This is a genomic window from Microvirga sp. VF16, assembly GCF_016864375.1.
GTDB lineage: Bacteria > Pseudomonadota > Alphaproteobacteria > Rhizobiales > Beijerinckiaceae > Microvirga.
The window spans coordinates 590,451-606,391 of record NZ_CP069356.1; the positions used below are offsets into that span (position 1 = coordinate 590,451).

The 15,941-nt window shown below is 61.2% G+C and carries 21 protein-coding genes; 14 read left to right on the forward strand and 7 right to left on the reverse strand.

Annotated features, from left to right (window positions below):
• Window positions 1-36 precede the first annotated feature (36 nt).
• Window positions 37-672, forward strand: a complete 636-nt coding sequence (locus JO965_RS35125; protein WP_203446571.1) for an SGNH/GDSL hydrolase family protein — start codon at window positions 37-39, stop codon at window positions 670-672.
• A gap of 240 nt (window positions 673-912) precedes the next feature.
• Here the strand turns inward: JO965_RS35125 and JO965_RS35130 are convergent, their stop codons facing one another.
• Complete coding sequence (locus JO965_RS35130) at window positions 913-1,443, reverse strand: DUF2243 domain-containing protein (RefSeq protein ID WP_203446375.1); 531 nt, start codon at window positions 1,441-1,443, stop codon at window positions 913-915.
• Between the two features lie 165 nt (window positions 1,444-1,608).
• On the opposite strand from JO965_RS35130, the gene JO965_RS35135 reads away from it, so the two are divergent.
• The 8 genes from JO965_RS35135 (at window position 1,609) to JO965_RS35165 (ending at window position 8,963) form a co-directional block, all read left to right on the forward strand.
• Window positions 1,609-2,103, forward strand: a complete 495-nt coding sequence (locus JO965_RS35135; protein ID WP_203446572.1) for a ferritin-like domain-containing protein — start codon at window positions 1,609-1,611, stop codon at window positions 2,101-2,103.
• 300 nt (window positions 2,104-2,403) lie between these two features.
• Window positions 2,404-3,039: an SGNH/GDSL hydrolase family protein gene (locus JO965_RS35140; protein WP_203446573.1), complete on the forward strand. Its 636-nt coding sequence runs from the start codon at window positions 2,404-2,406 to the stop codon at window positions 3,037-3,039.
• Between the two features lie 402 nt (window positions 3,040-3,441).
• Entirely contained in the window at window positions 3,442-4,476 is a 1,035-nt protein-coding gene (locus JO965_RS35145; RefSeq protein WP_203446574.1) for a DUF4142 domain-containing protein, read from the forward strand.
• A 1,171-nt stretch (window positions 4,477-5,647) separates the two neighbouring features.
• Window positions 5,648-6,013 carry a response regulator gene (locus tag JO965_RS35150; RefSeq protein WP_203446575.1) on the forward strand — a complete coding sequence of 122 codons (366 nt, stop codon included), beginning with the start codon at window positions 5,648-5,650 and terminating at the stop codon, window positions 6,011-6,013.
• Between the two features lie 725 nt (window positions 6,014-6,738).
• Window positions 6,739-7,731 carry an alpha/beta fold hydrolase gene (locus JO965_RS35155; RefSeq protein ID WP_246777183.1) on the forward strand — a complete coding sequence of 331 codons (993 nt, stop codon included), beginning with the start codon at window positions 6,739-6,741 and terminating at the stop codon, window positions 7,729-7,731.
• 6 nt (window positions 7,732-7,737) lie between these two features.
• Complete coding sequence (locus JO965_RS49030) at window positions 7,738-7,872, forward strand: hypothetical protein (protein WP_256451939.1); 135 nt, start codon at window positions 7,738-7,740, stop codon at window positions 7,870-7,872.
• A gap of 36 nt (window positions 7,873-7,908) precedes the next feature.
• The gene (locus JO965_RS35160) at window positions 7,909-8,571 is read left to right on the forward strand and encodes a DUF6766 family protein (RefSeq protein WP_203446577.1); all 663 of its coding nucleotides are present in this window, start codon (window positions 7,909-7,911) and stop codon (window positions 8,569-8,571) included.
• Between the two features lie 137 nt (window positions 8,572-8,708).
• The gene (locus tag JO965_RS35165) at window positions 8,709-8,963 is read left to right on the forward strand and encodes a hypothetical protein (protein WP_203446578.1); all 255 of its coding nucleotides are present in this window, start codon (window positions 8,709-8,711) and stop codon (window positions 8,961-8,963) included.
• Window positions 8,964-9,118: 155 nt separating this feature from the next.
• On the opposite strand, the gene JO965_RS49725 is transcribed toward JO965_RS35165, so the two are convergent.
• From JO965_RS49725 to JO965_RS35195, 6 genes are all read right to left on the reverse strand, one after another.
• Window positions 9,119-9,229, reverse strand: a complete 111-nt coding sequence (locus tag JO965_RS49725) for a DUF2171 domain-containing protein (RefSeq protein ID WP_203446692.1) — start codon at window positions 9,227-9,229, stop codon at window positions 9,119-9,121.
• The gene (locus JO965_RS49730; RefSeq protein WP_203446579.1) at window positions 9,210-9,341 is read right to left on the reverse strand and encodes a DUF2171 domain-containing protein; all 132 of its coding nucleotides are present in this window, start codon (window positions 9,339-9,341) and stop codon (window positions 9,210-9,212) included. The genes JO965_RS49725 and JO965_RS49730 overlap by 20 nt, the downstream gene beginning before the upstream one ends.
• Before the next feature lie 46 nt (window positions 9,342-9,387).
• Window positions 9,388-9,882, reverse strand: coding sequence for a ferritin-like domain-containing protein (locus JO965_RS35180; RefSeq protein ID WP_203446580.1), 495 nt, complete (start codon window positions 9,880-9,882; stop codon window positions 9,388-9,390).
• 391 nt (window positions 9,883-10,273) lie between these two features.
• A complete protein-coding gene (locus tag JO965_RS35185) occupies window positions 10,274-11,197 on the reverse strand; it encodes a manganese catalase family protein (RefSeq protein ID WP_203446581.1) in 924 nt (307 codons plus the stop codon).
• A 342-nt stretch (window positions 11,198-11,539) separates the two neighbouring features.
• Window positions 11,540-12,226 carry a sigma-70 family RNA polymerase sigma factor gene (locus JO965_RS35190; protein ID WP_203446582.1) on the reverse strand — a complete coding sequence of 229 codons (687 nt, stop codon included), beginning with the start codon at window positions 12,224-12,226 and terminating at the stop codon, window positions 11,540-11,542.
• 84 nt (window positions 12,227-12,310) lie between these two features.
• Complete coding sequence (locus tag JO965_RS35195; RefSeq protein ID WP_203446583.1) at window positions 12,311-12,613, reverse strand: plasmid stabilization protein; 303 nt, start codon at window positions 12,611-12,613, stop codon at window positions 12,311-12,313.
• A 619-nt stretch (window positions 12,614-13,232) separates the two neighbouring features.
• Between JO965_RS35195 and JO965_RS35200 the strand changes: the two genes are divergently transcribed.
• The 5 genes from JO965_RS35200 (at window position 13,233) to JO965_RS35220 (ending at window position 15,925) form a co-directional block, all read left to right on the forward strand.
• The gene (locus tag JO965_RS35200; RefSeq protein ID WP_203446584.1) at window positions 13,233-13,376 is read left to right on the forward strand and encodes a hypothetical protein; all 144 of its coding nucleotides are present in this window, start codon (window positions 13,233-13,235) and stop codon (window positions 13,374-13,376) included.
• Between the two features lie 744 nt (window positions 13,377-14,120).
• The gene (locus tag JO965_RS35205; RefSeq protein WP_203446585.1) at window positions 14,121-14,582 is read left to right on the forward strand and encodes an Hsp20 family protein; all 462 of its coding nucleotides are present in this window, start codon (window positions 14,121-14,123) and stop codon (window positions 14,580-14,582) included.
• 91 nt (window positions 14,583-14,673) lie between these two features.
• Window positions 14,674-15,189: an Hsp20/alpha crystallin family protein gene (locus tag JO965_RS35210; protein ID WP_203446586.1), complete on the forward strand. Its 516-nt coding sequence runs from the start codon at window positions 14,674-14,676 to the stop codon at window positions 15,187-15,189.
• A 206-nt stretch (window positions 15,190-15,395) separates the two neighbouring features.
• A complete protein-coding gene (locus JO965_RS35215) occupies window positions 15,396-15,572 on the forward strand; it encodes a hypothetical protein (protein WP_203446587.1) in 177 nt (58 codons plus the stop codon).
• A 14-nt stretch (window positions 15,573-15,586) separates the two neighbouring features.
• Entirely contained in the window at window positions 15,587-15,925 is a 339-nt protein-coding gene (locus tag JO965_RS35220) for a hypothetical protein (protein ID WP_203446588.1), read from the forward strand.
• Window positions 15,926-15,941 lie beyond the last annotated feature (16 nt).

Genomic DNA, 15,941 nt, shown 5'->3' on the forward strand with positions numbered 1-15,941 from the left:
CACCGGGACTCCATCTGGAGCATGAGGCTAACAGCGATGAGCCATGTTGTTCTTCTCGGCGACAGCATCTTCGACAATGGATCCTATGTCCGGCACGGCGAGCCCGACGTCATCGCCCAGGTCAGGGCCCTGCTGCCCCGCGATTGGAAGGCAACCCTCTGCGCGGTCGATGGGGCGGCCACCCGCGATGTCGAGCGCCAGCTGAAACACGTCCCTGCGGATGCGAGCTACCTTGTCGTGAGCGCCGGCGGCAATGATGGCTTGCTCAACCTGGGCATTATGAGACAGGGAGCCCGCTCGGTGGCCGAAGCGATGGAAAAACTGTCTGCCGTGCGCGAGGACTTCGCTGACTCCTATCGGGGGATGGTGGATGCCGTTATGATGCCTCGGCTGCCGGTCGCGCTCTGCACCATCTACAACGCCTGCTTCCCCGACCCGCAGGAGCAGCGCCTCGTCCTGACAGGTCTCGCAATCCTCAACGACGTCATCACCCGCGAAGCCTTTGCCCGCCGCCTTCCGCTCATCGACCTCCGGCTCATCTGCGACCAACCCGACGACTACGCCAATCCCATCGAGCCCTCAGCCAAGGGTGGCGAGAAGATCGCCGCCGTCATCGCGCAGGTGGCGGTAGGGACGACGCTCTTGCCGCGGTCGCAGGTGTTTGCACGGTGAGCGGACCTCAAGAGGTTGGATGGTTTTGCAAGCCCTGCTGGTTCTGACGGGTGCGCCCGGGACGTTACTCAGGCATCGTTGTGTTCACCTCGACAAGATAACCCCATGTGGCCAGTCGAGGAACCGCTCCGTCGTCGCTTGCTGATCCAAGCGCTGAGATCTGATCCAAGCGCTGAGATAAAGTGCGCAGAAGGCTGTTGACGGAACAGGGTTCACAACCGGATTAGGATCGCAACCTGCTCATGGTGTCCGCTCCAATGTATTGCGCTGTCCAGCGCGAAGCAGGCGCCAGCCACCGATGAGCATCGCAGCGCCCCAGATGAGGAAACCGAGATCCCAATAGAGCCACTGCTCCCGTGGCACTGTCTCATTGACGTGGTGGATGCCGAGCAGGTGGTGGTCGATGAGGCCCTCGACGAGGTTAAAGATGCCCCACCCCATCAGCATTGTTCCCGGCAGGAGTTTGCCGGACCACCGAATATGGGTTGTCCGCGAGAACCGCCACAGGATGTAGAGGCCGAGTGCCGTGAAGATATAGGTGCTGGCGTGAAAGATGCCGTCCCAAAGCGTGTTCACCTTCAGGCTCTCCACGCTGTCGGGTGGGTAACCGGCGCTGGTCAGCATGTGGTGCCATTGCAACAGCTGATGCAGCACGATCCCGTCGAAGAAGCCGCCAAGTCCAAGTCCGAACAGGATGCCTGCGGAGATGGGGAAATCCTCCGCCTCGCGTCCTGCACCAGCCGGCGTGCGCGCGGTGGGATTAAGAGCCATGCTTGGTCCCCAGGTTCACCAGACAACAAGAAGGTTGACTTGGCGGTTCCAGAATGCCGCTCCAACTGTTGAGCGGGCGAGGACAGTCCAGAGCGCTTCGGAGGCCGGAACTGCCATGCCTCCGGTTGGTTGAATCCAAGTTCTCCCATGCACAGGAGGTGTGCCATGGCCACCAAGCAGAAGACCCTCAACGATCTTTTTCTCGAGACCCTCAAGGACATGTACCATGCCGAAAAGCAGATCCTGAAAGCCTTGCCGAAGATGGCGAAGGCGGCCGAGTCAGATCAGCTGCGGCAGGCCTTCGAACAGCATCGCGCGGAGACCGAGGGCCAGGTGGAGCGCCTGGAGCAGGTGTTTGAGATGCTGGGCAAAGCGGCGCGCGGCAAACCCTGTGAGGCGATCCAGGGCATGGTCGAGGAGAGCCAAGAGGTCATCGAGGACTTCAAGGGCTCCGACGCGCTCGATGCCGGGCTTCTCGCGGCGGCCCAAGCCGTCGAGCATTACGAGATTTCGCGCTATGGCACGCTCCGGACGTGGGCGACCCAGCTTGGCCTGACCGAGGCCGCCCGGCTTCTCGAGCAAACACTGCAAGAAGAAAAGCACACCGATGCCGTGCTGACGCAGATCGCCGAAGCAGCCGTCAATCGGCAAGCGGCTTGATCGAAGCTGATCGGCCAAGCCCTGACGGCCATCTGAATTCTGCCGGGCCGACCATTCGGTTTATTTAACAGGACAAGATCAGTGGATGCGTAGACGTTGCGCATACGATCATCACTCAGTCTGTGGGATTAACCTGCTTTCCGGGCCTAGTACCTCGTGGGAACACCGGTCCGAGAGCGATCATGACTTCCCTGCAAAGAGCTGTGCAGTCTCGAACTCTCCGACGAGAGGTTAGGTCATCTGCGCCACCACTCGGTTTGACTGAGCGCAGCTTAACAGAACGCCTGATTGAGAACGCGGATGAGCCACATCATTCTCCTTGGGGACAGCATTTTCGACAACGGAGCTTATGTTCTTCCTGGGCAGCCGGATTTGGTGAAGCAGGTTCAGGCAAAGCTCCCCAAGGATTGGCGGGCAACGCTTTGTGCTGTTGATGGTGCAGCAACCAGCGACGTGGTGCATCAGCTTCGGAACGTGCCTGCTGACGCCAGTCACTTGGTTGTAAGTGTCGGCGGGAATGATGGACTGCGGAATATCGGCGTCCTGAGAGAAGGAGCTCGCTCGGTTGCTGAGGCCGTGGGGCGGCTTGCTGACGTGCGCGAAGAGTTCTCCAGGGCCTATCACGTAATGGTCGATGCACTCATGCAGCATCGGCTGCCGGTTGTGCTCTGTACCATCTATGAGGCACGCTTTTCCGATCCGCAGGAGCAGCGCCTCGTTGTGACTGGCCTCTGCCTTTTCAACGATGTCATCACCCGCGAGGCCGTTGCCAGAAGGGTACCGCTGATTGACCTGCGCCTGATCTGCGATGAACCCGATGACTATGCTAACCCGATCGAGCCATCAGCCAAGGGTGGAGAAAAGATTGCGGGAGTGATTGCTCAGGTGGTCGCGGGCAATACCATCTTTCCACGCACTCAGGTTTTCGCTCATTGAGGCTGGTAGACCACACAATCAGTGCGCCATTGCAGATGAAACGTCGGGTTGGGGCCACAAGGCTTTCGTCCAGTTCCTCTGATACAAGGCGCCCGGCAGCCTGCTCGCTCGCCGCTGCGATCTCGGGCGTGCGAAGCCGATGGTGTCCAAGACTGTAAGGGGGACCGACCACGACAGCCAAATTGGCGGTGGCGCGCTTAAGGTCTGGCCGTCCATTGTCCGCCTTGACATAGGCCGAGCAGATCAACCGTTGCAGAAAAGATTGCAAACCAGCCCGTGGTTTAAACGACCTCATCGGAGCCCCAGAAGGGCTCTGCCCCGAGAGAACTGCTCGAACAAACGAAAGCCGAGGCAGTTGTCTTGGCATCCGTTCAGTGCCGGAACCACACTCGGAGGAAGAGTATGTTCAGGATCCATATGGCTGCGTGCCTCGTCGCGACTGCATCCTTCGCTACTCTCGCAGTTGCCCAGACCACAGCGCCCGCAGGCAATCCACCGGCCGCTGGCAATCAGGTCCCTGCCACGGCCAGAGCAATGAACATAACTGCCGCTCAGTTTGTTACCCAGGCGGCCAACAGTGACATGTTCGAGATCCAATCGAGCCAGCTCGCGCTCAACAAAACACAGGATAGCCGCATCCGCGACTTTGCCCAGCAGATGGTTCAGGATCACACTGCCGCAAGCGACAAGCTGAAGGCTGCTGCCCAAGGTCAGACAGTCCCGACGGCTCTTGATCAGGAGCACGCTCAGATGTTGCAGCAGCTGCAGCAGGCATCTGACAACGATTTCAACCGTTCGTACGTGCGGATGCAGCTCGATGGTCACCAGAAGGCCGTCACACTGTTCGACAACTATGGCCAGAACGGTGATGATGCTCAGATCAAGCAGTTCGCGCAACAGACGCTGCCGACACTGCGCCAGCACCTTCAGCACATCACCGAGATTCACAGCCGTCTGCTCGGTCCGCCAGCTCAGGTCAGCCAGAGCCAGTCCGGACAGATGTCTGGGCCGCTCACGGCCCAAATCCAACCAGGGCAATGGCGAGCCTCGAAGCTCAAGGGCCTGAACGTCTACAACGACAGCAACGAGGAGATCGGCGATATCAGCGAGCTGCTGGTTGATCAGAACGGCAAGATCGAGGCTGTTGTGATCGGCGTGGGCGGCTTCCTCGGCATGGGCGAGCACGATGTCGCGGTACCCTTCAATCAGATCAGGCTCGTGAGCGAGCCACGTGCAGCGGCCGCCGGGACCAACCAGAATGCCTCATCTGCCCCGGCAGCACCTGCATCTCCGAACGCTCCTGCCACGACTGGGACGACAACTACGGCGGACCGAGCTGCAGCCGATACGGCGAACCGCTCCACGCCGGACCATGCTATGCTGAGCATGACCAAGGATCAGTTGAAGGCGGCTCCCGAGTTCAAGTACGCCCGCTAAGGGCAATTCTTCGATGAGTAAGGGGCTGTAAAGCCCCTTTCGTCCTTCAAACGTCCAAGCCGGATTTCTCCGGTGACGAGGAGGTGCCTGAGTGAGATAAGGATTAGCTGTTCGGACGGCTCCCGCATCAGGGAAGCTGCAGCACCGTTGCACCTAAGCAAGTGACGATTTCCCATCCCCGAGCGAAGAAACAAGTGAAGGCGATTTTGTCCTCCACGCATCTGCTCGGGCTCGGCCGGATGTCATAATCAGGGACTGAACCTGTTGACAGATTGCCTGTGAATTAAAGAATAACAGCGTGCCCTTCGCAATCGCCTCAGGCTTGCTGCCGATGGTCTGCCGGAACTGCGGGATGTGCCTTGGCTCGAGAAACCTGTCAGCCGCGAGGCCCTGGCACGAGTTCTCGCCTGGTTGACGCGGCCCACCCCGCCCAGCGGAGCTACGCCGGAGATCGAGGGCGCATCACCTGCAGGCTAGGAGCAGACAGAGCTCCCTTTGCGAAACAGCGGAACAGATCGCTTCTCCCGCGTCGCTCCATCCGGTGGCTCTTCAAGAGGGATCGACAGGCTTTGCTGATCCGTTGCGGGGAGGCTGCGTCACCGAACAGGGCAGTTGCAATCGCAGCCTCCGCCAGGCCGGGCCTACAGGCAATCAGTGCCTCAATGTCGTCAGCAATCGCCATACCAGCCACCGCTCCAAGGTGGTTTGAGGTTTTAGCGCTTAACTCGGCTCAGGACAGGGGCATCTCGGAATTGCGTCACGTGGATCTCTCGTCACGGAACCGGCAAGCGCGTGTGCTGGACCGATCGGCTCCTATTCTTCGTCCTGCTTTTTTGGCTTAAGTGCCAACGATGAAGTCAGCCTCAGAATGTGGAGAGTGTGCGCGCCTGCTACAGCGACCAGCAAGGTCCAAAGCGTACCTTCCGGAGAATGGCGATAAAGTTGCATCGGTTGGCAGAAAATGCAGAGCACCTCTTGTTCCCGTGTTGACAGAGGCTCTGATCAAGTTCCCGCGGCATAAAGCCTGCCGAAAGCTCTCGGACTTGGCCACATAGGTTAATGCTCGGGCAAATTGTCTTCAGTAGAGTTAAAATCTTATTAACCACCCTTCGCAATGTTCAAAACATAACAATCCGCGGAGACAGTTCCACACGGCCTCGGAGTAGCGCCAATGTTTATTGACGAGCATAAGCATCGCATTCTCATCGTCGAGGATGAGGCGATGATCAGCATGTTGCTCGAAGATATGGTTCGGGATTGGGGCGGCGAAGTTGTAGGGCCAGTAGCCAAGTTCGATGATGCTCTGGTCCTGGCCCGTGACGCGGAGTTTGCCCTCGCGGTTCTCGACCTCAACCTGAGCGGCACCCTTAGCTACCCGATTGCTGAAGTGATCCGTGGACGCGGTATCCCCGTCATCTTTGCAACAGGTTATGGCCACTATGGACTGAAGGACAATTTCCAAGACTACCCTACGCTTCAGAAGCCCTTCAGCCAGGAAGACTTCGCTCAAGCGATGACCGTTGCTTGTCGGCAGTAAGGCGAAGGCTGGTTTGTATTTCCTGAGGGTTCTCCGTGGTGATCAGCGATCATCTCACGGATTACCTGTACAACATGGATCATCTGGTATGGCTTGATCAAAAATCGCGTCCTGGACATCAGTTCAGTGACCCCTGGTGGCAAGGCACTGGAGGTGATGAGAACAGAGATCTGCGGGTACATCGCCACGACCACCCGAGCCAAGTCGAGGCCATTCATCATTCCTGGCATGGCGATATCGGTAAACACTAAGCGGATGTCGTTTCTGTTGTGAAGGACGTGACCGCATAGTCGGCGGACGGAGTCTCGATCACCTCAATCCCTTCTTCCAGACAGTCCACCGCAACGGCACGAACAGGTGGCTCATCCACGACGACGAAGATGACCGACCCGGCGATGAAGGGCTTGGATCCTACGGGCGCAGGAAAGGGATAATCAGGCCTGCGGATGGACGAGGGATGTTGGCGATGGCTGCGTCCGCTGGCTATTTACGTGGGAAGGGTCTTCCCGGAGATGAGCTTGCTCAGCTCATCATCATCATTTTGGCAGTCAGGGTGCACTTCCATTGATGCCTGATATGCCTTGTTTGCTGCAACGCAGCAACCGATCAGGATTCAGAGCGTTATCCGTTCCTGGATCCATCGGAGAGGGTCTATGCGCGGTCGGGAGACAGGAACTGATCTGAATGCATCGAGGCCTGGAGAGCCCGGCGCGAGATCCGATTGGGTGACTAATCAGGAGCCTGATGAAGTTCAGCAGGTTGCTGGGACTGGCCGCTCCAGGTCGCGCCGATGGCTCGCGCCCGTTCTGGTGGGCGCGGCCGCCGCGCTGGGTGCGGCAGCCCTTTATAACCGCAAGCAGACCCAAGATGCCGAGCGCAGGTACCCACCTATCGGCCGGTTCCTCAACGTGGGCGGGGTGCGCCTCCACTACATCGAGCGCGGCCGCGGCGATCCCTTGGTGCTGATCCACGGCAACGGCACCATGATCCAGGACTTCACCATCAGCGGCATCGTCGACAAATTGGCGGAGCGCTACCGTGTGATCGTGATTGACCGCCCTGGCTATGGCTACAGCTCGCGCCCGCGCCAGCTCTGGACGCCCCGTGCTCATGCCAGGCTGTTCCGAAGCGCCTTGGCGCAGCTCGGGGTCGAGCAGGCGGTGGTCTACGGCCACTCCTGGGGCACCTTGGTGGCGACCGCCCTCGCACTGGAGTTTCCCTCGCTGGTGCGCGGTTTGGTCCTCGGCTCGGGCTATTACTATCCAACCCTGCGAGCCGACACGTTCCTGCTCTCACCGCCAGCGATCCCGGTGATCGGCGATGCCATGCGCTACACCGTCTCCCCGCTCGTGGCGCGGGCGATCCTGCCGGGCATGATCAAGCGGGTGTTCCAGCCGGCTCCGGTGCCGGAGCGCTTCGAGCGCGAGTTTCCGAAGCCGCTGATGCTTCGTCCCTTGCAGCTTCGCGCGGCGGCCGAGGATGCCGCGCTCATGACCCCGTCAGTGATGGAACTCGAACGGCACTACCGCGAGCTGACGGGGCCGGTAACGATCATCACGGGTGCGGGTGATCAGATCGCGGATGTGGGCCGTCAGTCCCAGCGCCTGCACCAGGACCTGCCCGAGAGTGAGTTCATCGCCCTCCCAGGACTGGGACACATGATCCATCACCTGGCCCCGGACGCCGTCGCTGATGCGATCGATCGCACCGCGCAGTGATCCCGATTGGGTACGACCTTAGCTGTCGAGGTGCCGGTTACGCTGCGCAAGCAGCGCGCCATCGTGGAGCGTGACGCTCCGGAGGGCTTGGGCGTCGATGAGGCGAACGGTCGGGAAACCGACATCTCTATCCCGCGTTGATCAACCGTAGCAGTCCAGCATCATGAGGTTAGGTGTATGCGTCGGTTCCTGCGTGACAACGGACTGTCGGTTACGTTGTTTGCTCTGTTCTTGGTCTCACTTATTGGCCAGGCGCTCACAGGCTGGAGAGCTCACGTTGAGGAACTCCGCCTGCATGAACTTCCTGCCACCGGCTTTCTGGAGTACCTGACCAGCGGCCACTTCATCTCGGCGGTGTTCGAGAACTGGGAGAGCGAGTTCCTCCAGATGGCGGCCTACGTGCTGCTGACCGTCTTCCTGTTTCAGAAGGGTTCGTCCGAATCCAAAAAGCCTGACGAGGACAATCCAGAAGACGAGACGCCGGAGAACCGGCGCAATGACCCCAATGCGCCCTGGCCAGTCCATCGTGGCGGACTGCTGCTGAAGCTCTACTCCCACTCGCTCAGCCTCGTGCTTGTGGCACTGTTCGTCCTGTCCTTCTGGCTGCATCTGACGGGGAGCACACGGCGGGCCAACGAGGAGGCACTTCAGCACCATCAGCCGATGAAGACCATGGCTGAGATGCTGACCGAGCCGGAGTTCTGGTACGAGAGCTTCCAGAACTGGCAGAGTGAGTTCCTGTCGATCGGGGTGCTGCTGGTGCTCGGCATCTACTTGCGCGAGCGCGGCTCGCCGGAGTCCAAGCCCGTGGCCGCACCTCACGCGGAGACCGGACACTGATGCTGGGATCGAGAAGCATGACGGACGCGGCACAAATGCCAGGGACCACCGGCGGCAAAAAGACATCAGTCGCATCGGGATCCAAAGCCTGAGCTTGGAGTTGGAGACCTGCTGCCTGCCGCAGCTTTGAGGGTCTGATGTTACTATCCTGGATGCAGTTGACGATTGACGCCACAATGCTGACCTTTGAGGCCCAGTCCGTGATATGGGCGCGCCTGTCGAGGATCGCCTTGGGCCAGGGCTCGCCTGCCGAGAGCCTACTGATGGTGACTGAAAAGGTGAATGCTTTCGCAGAGGCGGCTGCAATCATCACGACGGGTGGTACGGCTCATCACGTGGTCAAAGGCTACCGAAGGAAAGTTCGCGCCAACGTCCGGCGCCTGGGGTGCTAAACCAGCGTGAAAGGCTTCATGTGGGTTGCTGGTGGCGTTCCCGCACTTCCTGCTTCGTCCTTGGAAAGTCTCACCCAACATGAAGGGCGCCGTCACCAGCGCCCTTCATCGGATTTGTGCATATCAGCGAGTTGAGATCAAACCTCGCGCACGCCTCATTCGTCGTGCGCTTGGGTGCCGGTACGATTGAGGACTACCTTGCCTGCTTCTACCCTTTCGACCGAATCGAGATGGAGGTAGCGGTGCTCACCGCCAGCAGGCCGGATCCGTTTTCGTCAGCCTGATGCGCGGTCCTTCGACCTCGTCAACCGTGCCAACATGCTCCTGGTCGGACCCAACCACTTCCATGTGTCCTCTGATCTGGAATGCGTCTGTCATCGATGTTTCAACTCGTGTGGGGAGAATTGATGCGCCAGGTTGCCCTCTACGCCGCCTGCATATTCACCCGGGCCTCGGCAAGACGAGTAAGGAGTTCATCCGTTTCCTTCTCCTCCTGGAGGTTTTGATCGAGCAGCGTCACGGCCTCGGTCAACCCAAGCGCCTTGGCCCAGGTCTTGAGTGTGCCATAACGGGTGATCTCGTAGTGTTCAACGGCTTGCGCCGAGGACAGGAGGCCGGCGTCAAGAGCGCGGCTGCCGGCGAAGTCCTCCATGATTTCCGCGCCCTCGTCGATGATCCCCTTGATCGCCTCGCAGGTCACGCCGCGCGCGGGCTTGCCAATAAGGTCGAAGACCTGCTCGAGCCGCTCGATCTGTCCCTGGGTCTGCTCGCGGTGCGTCTCGAAGGCGGCCTTGAGCTCATCCGGCTCCGCGCGCCTGGCCATCTTCGGCAGAGCCTTCAGGATCTGCTTCTCGGCGTAGTAGATGTCCTTCAACGTATGGAGGAAGAGGTCGTCAAGTGTCTTCTGTCTGGGGGCCATGAAGAATGCTCCTGACATTGGGTTGGTGGACAGGGAGTGCTTTGCGGCAACCAACGGCACCGACGTCGACGAGGTTCCCATGCTCAATGTGGACACAAGTCCGGGGCAGTAAACAGATGCTCATCGGGCCGGCGTCGTGACATGACCAATGGCGCATCATGCGCAACCTCGAGTGGAGCAGCGGATATGGCAACCGCGTCGGCGCGGGCGATGTGGTTGTGCACGGCGATCCGTAGCCAATGGAAAGCGGAGTGGACACCGACGGACGGCGGGCGGCCGGAAGGCTGGCGTTCACTCGCACAAGCCTTCGTGGCGAGGCCGCGACAGGACGCGGCAGGCTTGTCAAGGAACCGTAACCCGATGAACCGGGTGTCGGATCATGGTCCTGCACCTACCGCGATGCCTTGTAGAGCTTGGTGGCGATCTCGAACATCTCCTCGGGTGCGTAGTCCGGCGTGAAGGCCGACGGGACCCCCGTGAGTTGCTGGATCTTGCCGCCCTCAGGCATGCCGTCGACCACCGTCAGCTCGCCCGGAGGATCGTCGGGCAGGGCGACCTCGCCGTTGCCCCAGATGCCGGCCATCTCCTTGTAGTCATCCGGGCTGAACGTATAGAGGCGCCGGTGCGAGCCTTCATCCAGGTACTTCTGGCATTCCGGGATGTTGCCCAAGGGGATATTCGGCGTCGGCAGCATCTTGTCGATGTCGACGCCGGTGATCTTCTTCAGCGCCAGGGCATAGGCGTGGGCATGAACCGAGCCGCGCACGAGGAGATAGCCGCAGACCTCACGTCCCGTCGGATCAGAGAGGGTCTCATAGACCCGCAGCTTGTGCAGCCGGGCGCCGCATTCGAGATGGAAGTTGTGCAGGAGATCGAGCACGACGTTGCCGGTCGTGGTGATGAAGTCGTTGTTCCAGGACTGGCCGTTGCTGTTGACCGGCATGGCGCCTCCGCCGCCCGACAGGAAGGCCGCGGCCAGGCGAATGTCCTTCATGTCCTCGAAGGGTGCACCGGAGATGTCGCCGCCGTCTTCATTGTCGCCGTCGTTGTCGGGACCGTTATTCAGCATGGCGACGCCATTGCTGACCAGCTCCACATGGCCGAGCTCCTCGGCCGTGATGGCCGCCACAAGACTGTAGAAGGGCCGGAGCTTGCTTTTGCTGCGGAAGTTGAAGCTCTGGAACATGTAGTTCCCGAGGGTCGACATTTCCCCATACTTGCCGCCGAGGAGCTCCTGCAGGGCAGCGGCAGCGTTCGGGTCCTGGCGCTTCGGCGCCGGCAGATCGATCTGCAGCTTGTCGACACGTAGAAACATGGGGCGTCTCCGTTCGTTGGGGCAGCCCTCCCTAACGGAGGAGCTGTGCGTATGTTCCAGACGACCCTATCCGTTTCACGGGCCAGAGGCAGGCCCCGCCCGTTAATGAGATCTGTTGCGAAGTGGCGCCAGGTCCTTTTGCATAGGCAACGCGTTGTGCTGATTCTTGCCAATCGCTGTCGGGCACGTTCAAGTCGGGCTAGGCCGGAAAGCCAGGGTCCGCACCGCGCTTTCAGCCGGCGCACTGCGGCCTCGCGACCGTACGAAATGGCAGGACAGGCAGAGATCTATTCGACTGCCTGACGACTTCGTCCAACCTAGTCGAATTGGTGAGGATCACGGCTAACGCATCCGGTTGCCACCACGGTCATCCGCCTCCAGATCGAGCATCTCGGCCAGCCTGTTCCTGGCCCGGTTGACCCGGCTCTTCACAGTGCCGACAGCGCAGCCCAATGCCGCTGCCGTTTCCTCATATGACAGACCCTCCATGGCTACGAGCAGCAGCGCCTCTCGTTGCTCCTGGGGCAGTCTGGCGAGCGCCGCCGCCAGTTCCTGCAGAACAAGCCTGCTGTCCTGGTCCGCACTCGTCGTCATCGCGCCAGCCAGCCGACCATCGACATCCTCAATCTCACGCGCGGCCCTGCGATGTTCGGTGAAGAAGCTGTTGCGCAGGATCGTGAAGAGCCAAGCCTGCAAGTTCGTGCCTGCTTCGAAGCTCTCCTGCCTACTGAGAGCGCGAAGCACCGTGTCCTGAACCAGATCCTCGGCGCGATCGACGGCTTTGGTCAGCGATATGGCATAGGCTCGGAGCGGGGCGAGATTGTCCATGATCCCATCCATGAAGGCTTGGTCCACCGGCTCGGTGTGCGCACGGATGGTCTGCGCCACACGTCGGGCGAGCAGGCGCAGGCCGAGGGGAAGCTTATTTTCGGAGGGATCGCCATAGAGGTCACGCAACTGTGCGCCGAGATGGGCTTGAACGGCAGCGCCAAGACTACCCCGAGGCGCCTTCGAGTCAGTGTCTGACATACTGATGTCGGATCCTGTCAGCGATCAAAGGGGCTCTGCTTTGCAGGCTGGTCCTGGATTAGGTCGGGCAGAGGCCGACGCCGATCAGCCTGCATTCCGCGTTCGCGTCGCCGCGGCCTTTTTCGCGGATGCCGAACGGGCTGCGGCGGGACGCTTGGCCGAGGCCGCTCCACCCCGAGCGCCGCCCTTTTTGGCCGACGTCGTCGTATCCGTCTTACCACGGCCGGAGCCGCTCTTGTTGCCGCCCCCGCTTTCCTTGTTAACGGTCGCCCAGGCACGCCGCTCAGCCTCTTTCTCCGAGACGCCTTTTTTCTCGTAGCCTTCCTCGATGTGCTCGGCTTTGCGCTTCTGCTTGTCAGTGTAAGTGGACTTGGCACCGCGCGGCATCACCCGTCTCCTTGACATGCGCGGAGGTGCATGATCTCCGCGACCAGCTTCCTGGAGTCGGAAACGAGCAGTTGAAGCAACGGTTCCGATGCACTGACTGGCGGCGGCCCCCGGCTGCGATGAGACCTGCAACTCCCTCGGGGCCATAGAGGGACATCTCGGCCGATCTCCCGTCCTGCATCACGGCGACCAGCGAGATCACCATGTCATGCGGAAAGTAGGCGTGGTGCATCGTGTCGCCGGTCTCATAGAGGAGCTGCCTGCGTTTGAGATGCACGACTTCCAGATGCGGCTCGAGGTAGGCCAGATCCTCCGGCTCTAAAGCCGCCAGGAGGCGATTAGCCCGGTGAACTTGACCTGCTTGCACTTGTCACACCAGAGAAACGCAATCGGAGACGGCACCTTGAGCCAACTAAGGTTTGGAGCGGTGCCATCGCTCAGCAACCGATCCTCCCCTTTAGGGTAGGATGCGCTTTAGAGGTGGTGAGCACTGCCACCCGACGACCGATAGGGCTGGCCCCTCAACGCGCCGTGGCGACGAGCATCACAGAAACCAGCAGCGAGGTGCTGCGTTGTCAGCCCGGCACGGAGTGTGTGCTGAACCTCAGGAGGTTTTGCCATGACCATGTCGGAGATCACCAACAAGCTCAAATACGACATCTCGGATGCGCTCAGGCGCGTGGCCGGCAAGCTGCCGTTCCGCACGGAAGGGCAGGGAGGCCAGTCTTCCGCGGCGAGCAATCGATCCAGCTTGAAGAAGTAAGCCGAGACGGCGGGGCGCTCGCCCAAGCGCCCCACCCTCAGACGGGTCGGCCGGGGGCAACGGGATCCGATCTCGTCGGTCACAGAAATGAGGTGCTCTCCGCGCGGATCAGGCGATCGGCGGGCTCGGCTTGACTGGCTCGCCTTTCGACCCGTCCCAGCCTGTGGCATCATTCTCTCGTTTCATCCAGACAGGAGTTCGACAGTATTCTCGGAGGCCAAGATACCCAGCACCTTTGTCCCTGATGAGCCTTTGACCCCAACCCACCCGTTCCGGGGAAACCCGGCAAGCAGGCCGGAATGCTCAAGCATCTCCCACATCCGATACGACCTGTTCCGAAGCCAGCATGAGCCGGAGCTCTTCTGCGCCGTGCCGGAGAACCGGCCTGCGTCTGCCTGTCTCGGGTCCGAGCCGTAGCAGGCAGCCGGTCAGCTGGCCGAAGCTGAGCCGACCCCGTTGGGCTTCGACCGGGAGGCGGCGAGGATCGGGGTGCGTCTCAACGGCTACTATCTGTTCGTGGCGTTCAGCCCGATCCTGGGACTGCGATCGGACAGGGGGCGCCCGCCATTGCCGCCTATTCAAAGCTTGGGCCCAATCCACCCAGAGGGCTTGCAAGCCCCTCTTGAAACCCCGAAAAACCGCTCCTATCATCATTTGTGCCAAGGCCCTCAATGGCTTGGCGGATCGGGCGCTGGCAGGTGTCCGGCGCCCTTGTGGTTACGTTGCTCATTGGAGGATGTAGCTATGAGAACAGCGTTTGATTTCTCTCCCCTGTACCGCTCCACGGTCGGCTTCGACCGGCTGTTCGACCTGATCGACCAGACGACCCGGCAAGACGCCTCGCCCCATTGGCCGCCCTACAACGTCGAGAAGGTCGGCGATGATCAGTACCGCATCACGATGGCGGTGGCCGGGTTCTCGCCCGACGAGATCGAGATCACTCAAAAAGAGAACGTGCTGCTGGTGGCAGGCCACAAGCATCCGGAGCAGGAGAACGGCCAGTTCCTGCATCGGGGCATCGCCACGCGCGCCTTCAAGCAGAGCTTCAGCCTCGCCGACTACGTGAAGGTCCGGGAGGCGAAGCTTGAGAACGGCCTGTTGACGGTCGACCTCGTGCGTGAGGTGCCGGAGGAGATGAAGCCCCGTCGCATCGAGATCGGGACCGGCGGTAGCCCCAAGACCATCGAGCACGACAAGGCAGCCTAACGGCTTGATCAGGGGTGAGGTCGACGCTGGTCAGGGATCGGCGCTGACCTCAGCCGCTTGGCTCGAACTGAACAGACAAGGAGGATTCGTTATGAACATGCGCGATCTCATTCCCTGGGGTCGCAACGAGCAGACGACCCCAAGCCGCTATCGCGAGGAGGGTGACCCCTTCATGACCCTGCATCGCGAGATGAACCGGCTCTTCGACGACGTCTTCCGCGGCTTCGACATGGCGCCGCTCGGCAGCATGAGCCGGACGGCAGGCTGGCCGCAGGTGGAAGTCGTCGACAACGACAAGGACGTCCGCATCTCGGCGGAGTTGCCCGGCATGGACGAGAAGGGTGTCGAGGTGCTGATGGGCGACGGCGTCCTCACCATCCGCGGCGAGAAGAAATCCGAGATCGCGGACAAGGAGCGCGCGTTCAGCGAGCGCACCTATGGCCGCTTCGAGCGCCGCATCCCGCTCGCCTGGGAGGTCGAGGAGGATAAGATCGATGCCAGCTTCAAGAACGGCGTTCTCACCATTACCCTGCCCAAGGCGGTCGTGAGCCCGCCGGAGGTGAAGCGCATCGCGATCAACCGCGCGGGCGAGGAAACCAAGCATTAGCCGCATGAGAGCTGGGCCCGGGAGGCTGGCTGGCTGCCCGGGCCCCACCCTTTGCTCGATGGAGGAAGGACACCATGGATCCAGTGACCGTTGACCTGCAGCTTACCCATGACCCGTCAGCATCGCCCTCTCCACTGCAAGCCCACAGGCGAAGTGAGACGCCCGGAGCTGAGAGCCTTCCGTTCAGAGATCCGCAGGAGGTTCTGATGCACCCTGGCTTGGGCGTCGGCGCGAAGCGGGCCATCCTCGCGGCCTGGGTCTCGGATGCTTGTGCCGTGGAGAACCTGCCGACCTGGCGCAAGCTGCCCGGGACCGGTGCTCTCGTGGCGCTGGACGACATCCTCGACGCCCTGCGGGCGCTCGATGGCCGCGCGCTCCACTAAACGGGGAGGGTGCCGTGACCACGTTCAACCCGCGCGACTGGCCCCGCCTGCCGGACTGGCTCGATCCGCATCAGGGCCGCCGCAACCCGCGGGAGATCAATCGGGAGGTGCTCGAGCGATGCTGCCTGGCGCTGGCGTTCTGCCTGTGCTTCGCCTCTCTCGCGCCGGTGCCCCTGATGCCGTTTGCGTTCGCCGGTCTGCTGTTCCTGGCCGGGATCGCCTCGCTCAGCCTGGCGGTCCTGCGCGGGGATCCGCCGCTGGCATTGCACCTGACCGCCTGGGACGAGGCGGCACTTCTGTTCACGGCAAGCCTCGGCCTGCGCCTCTGGCTCGGGCCGTTCCCAGTCAAGTGAGGCTTCCAAACCAGCC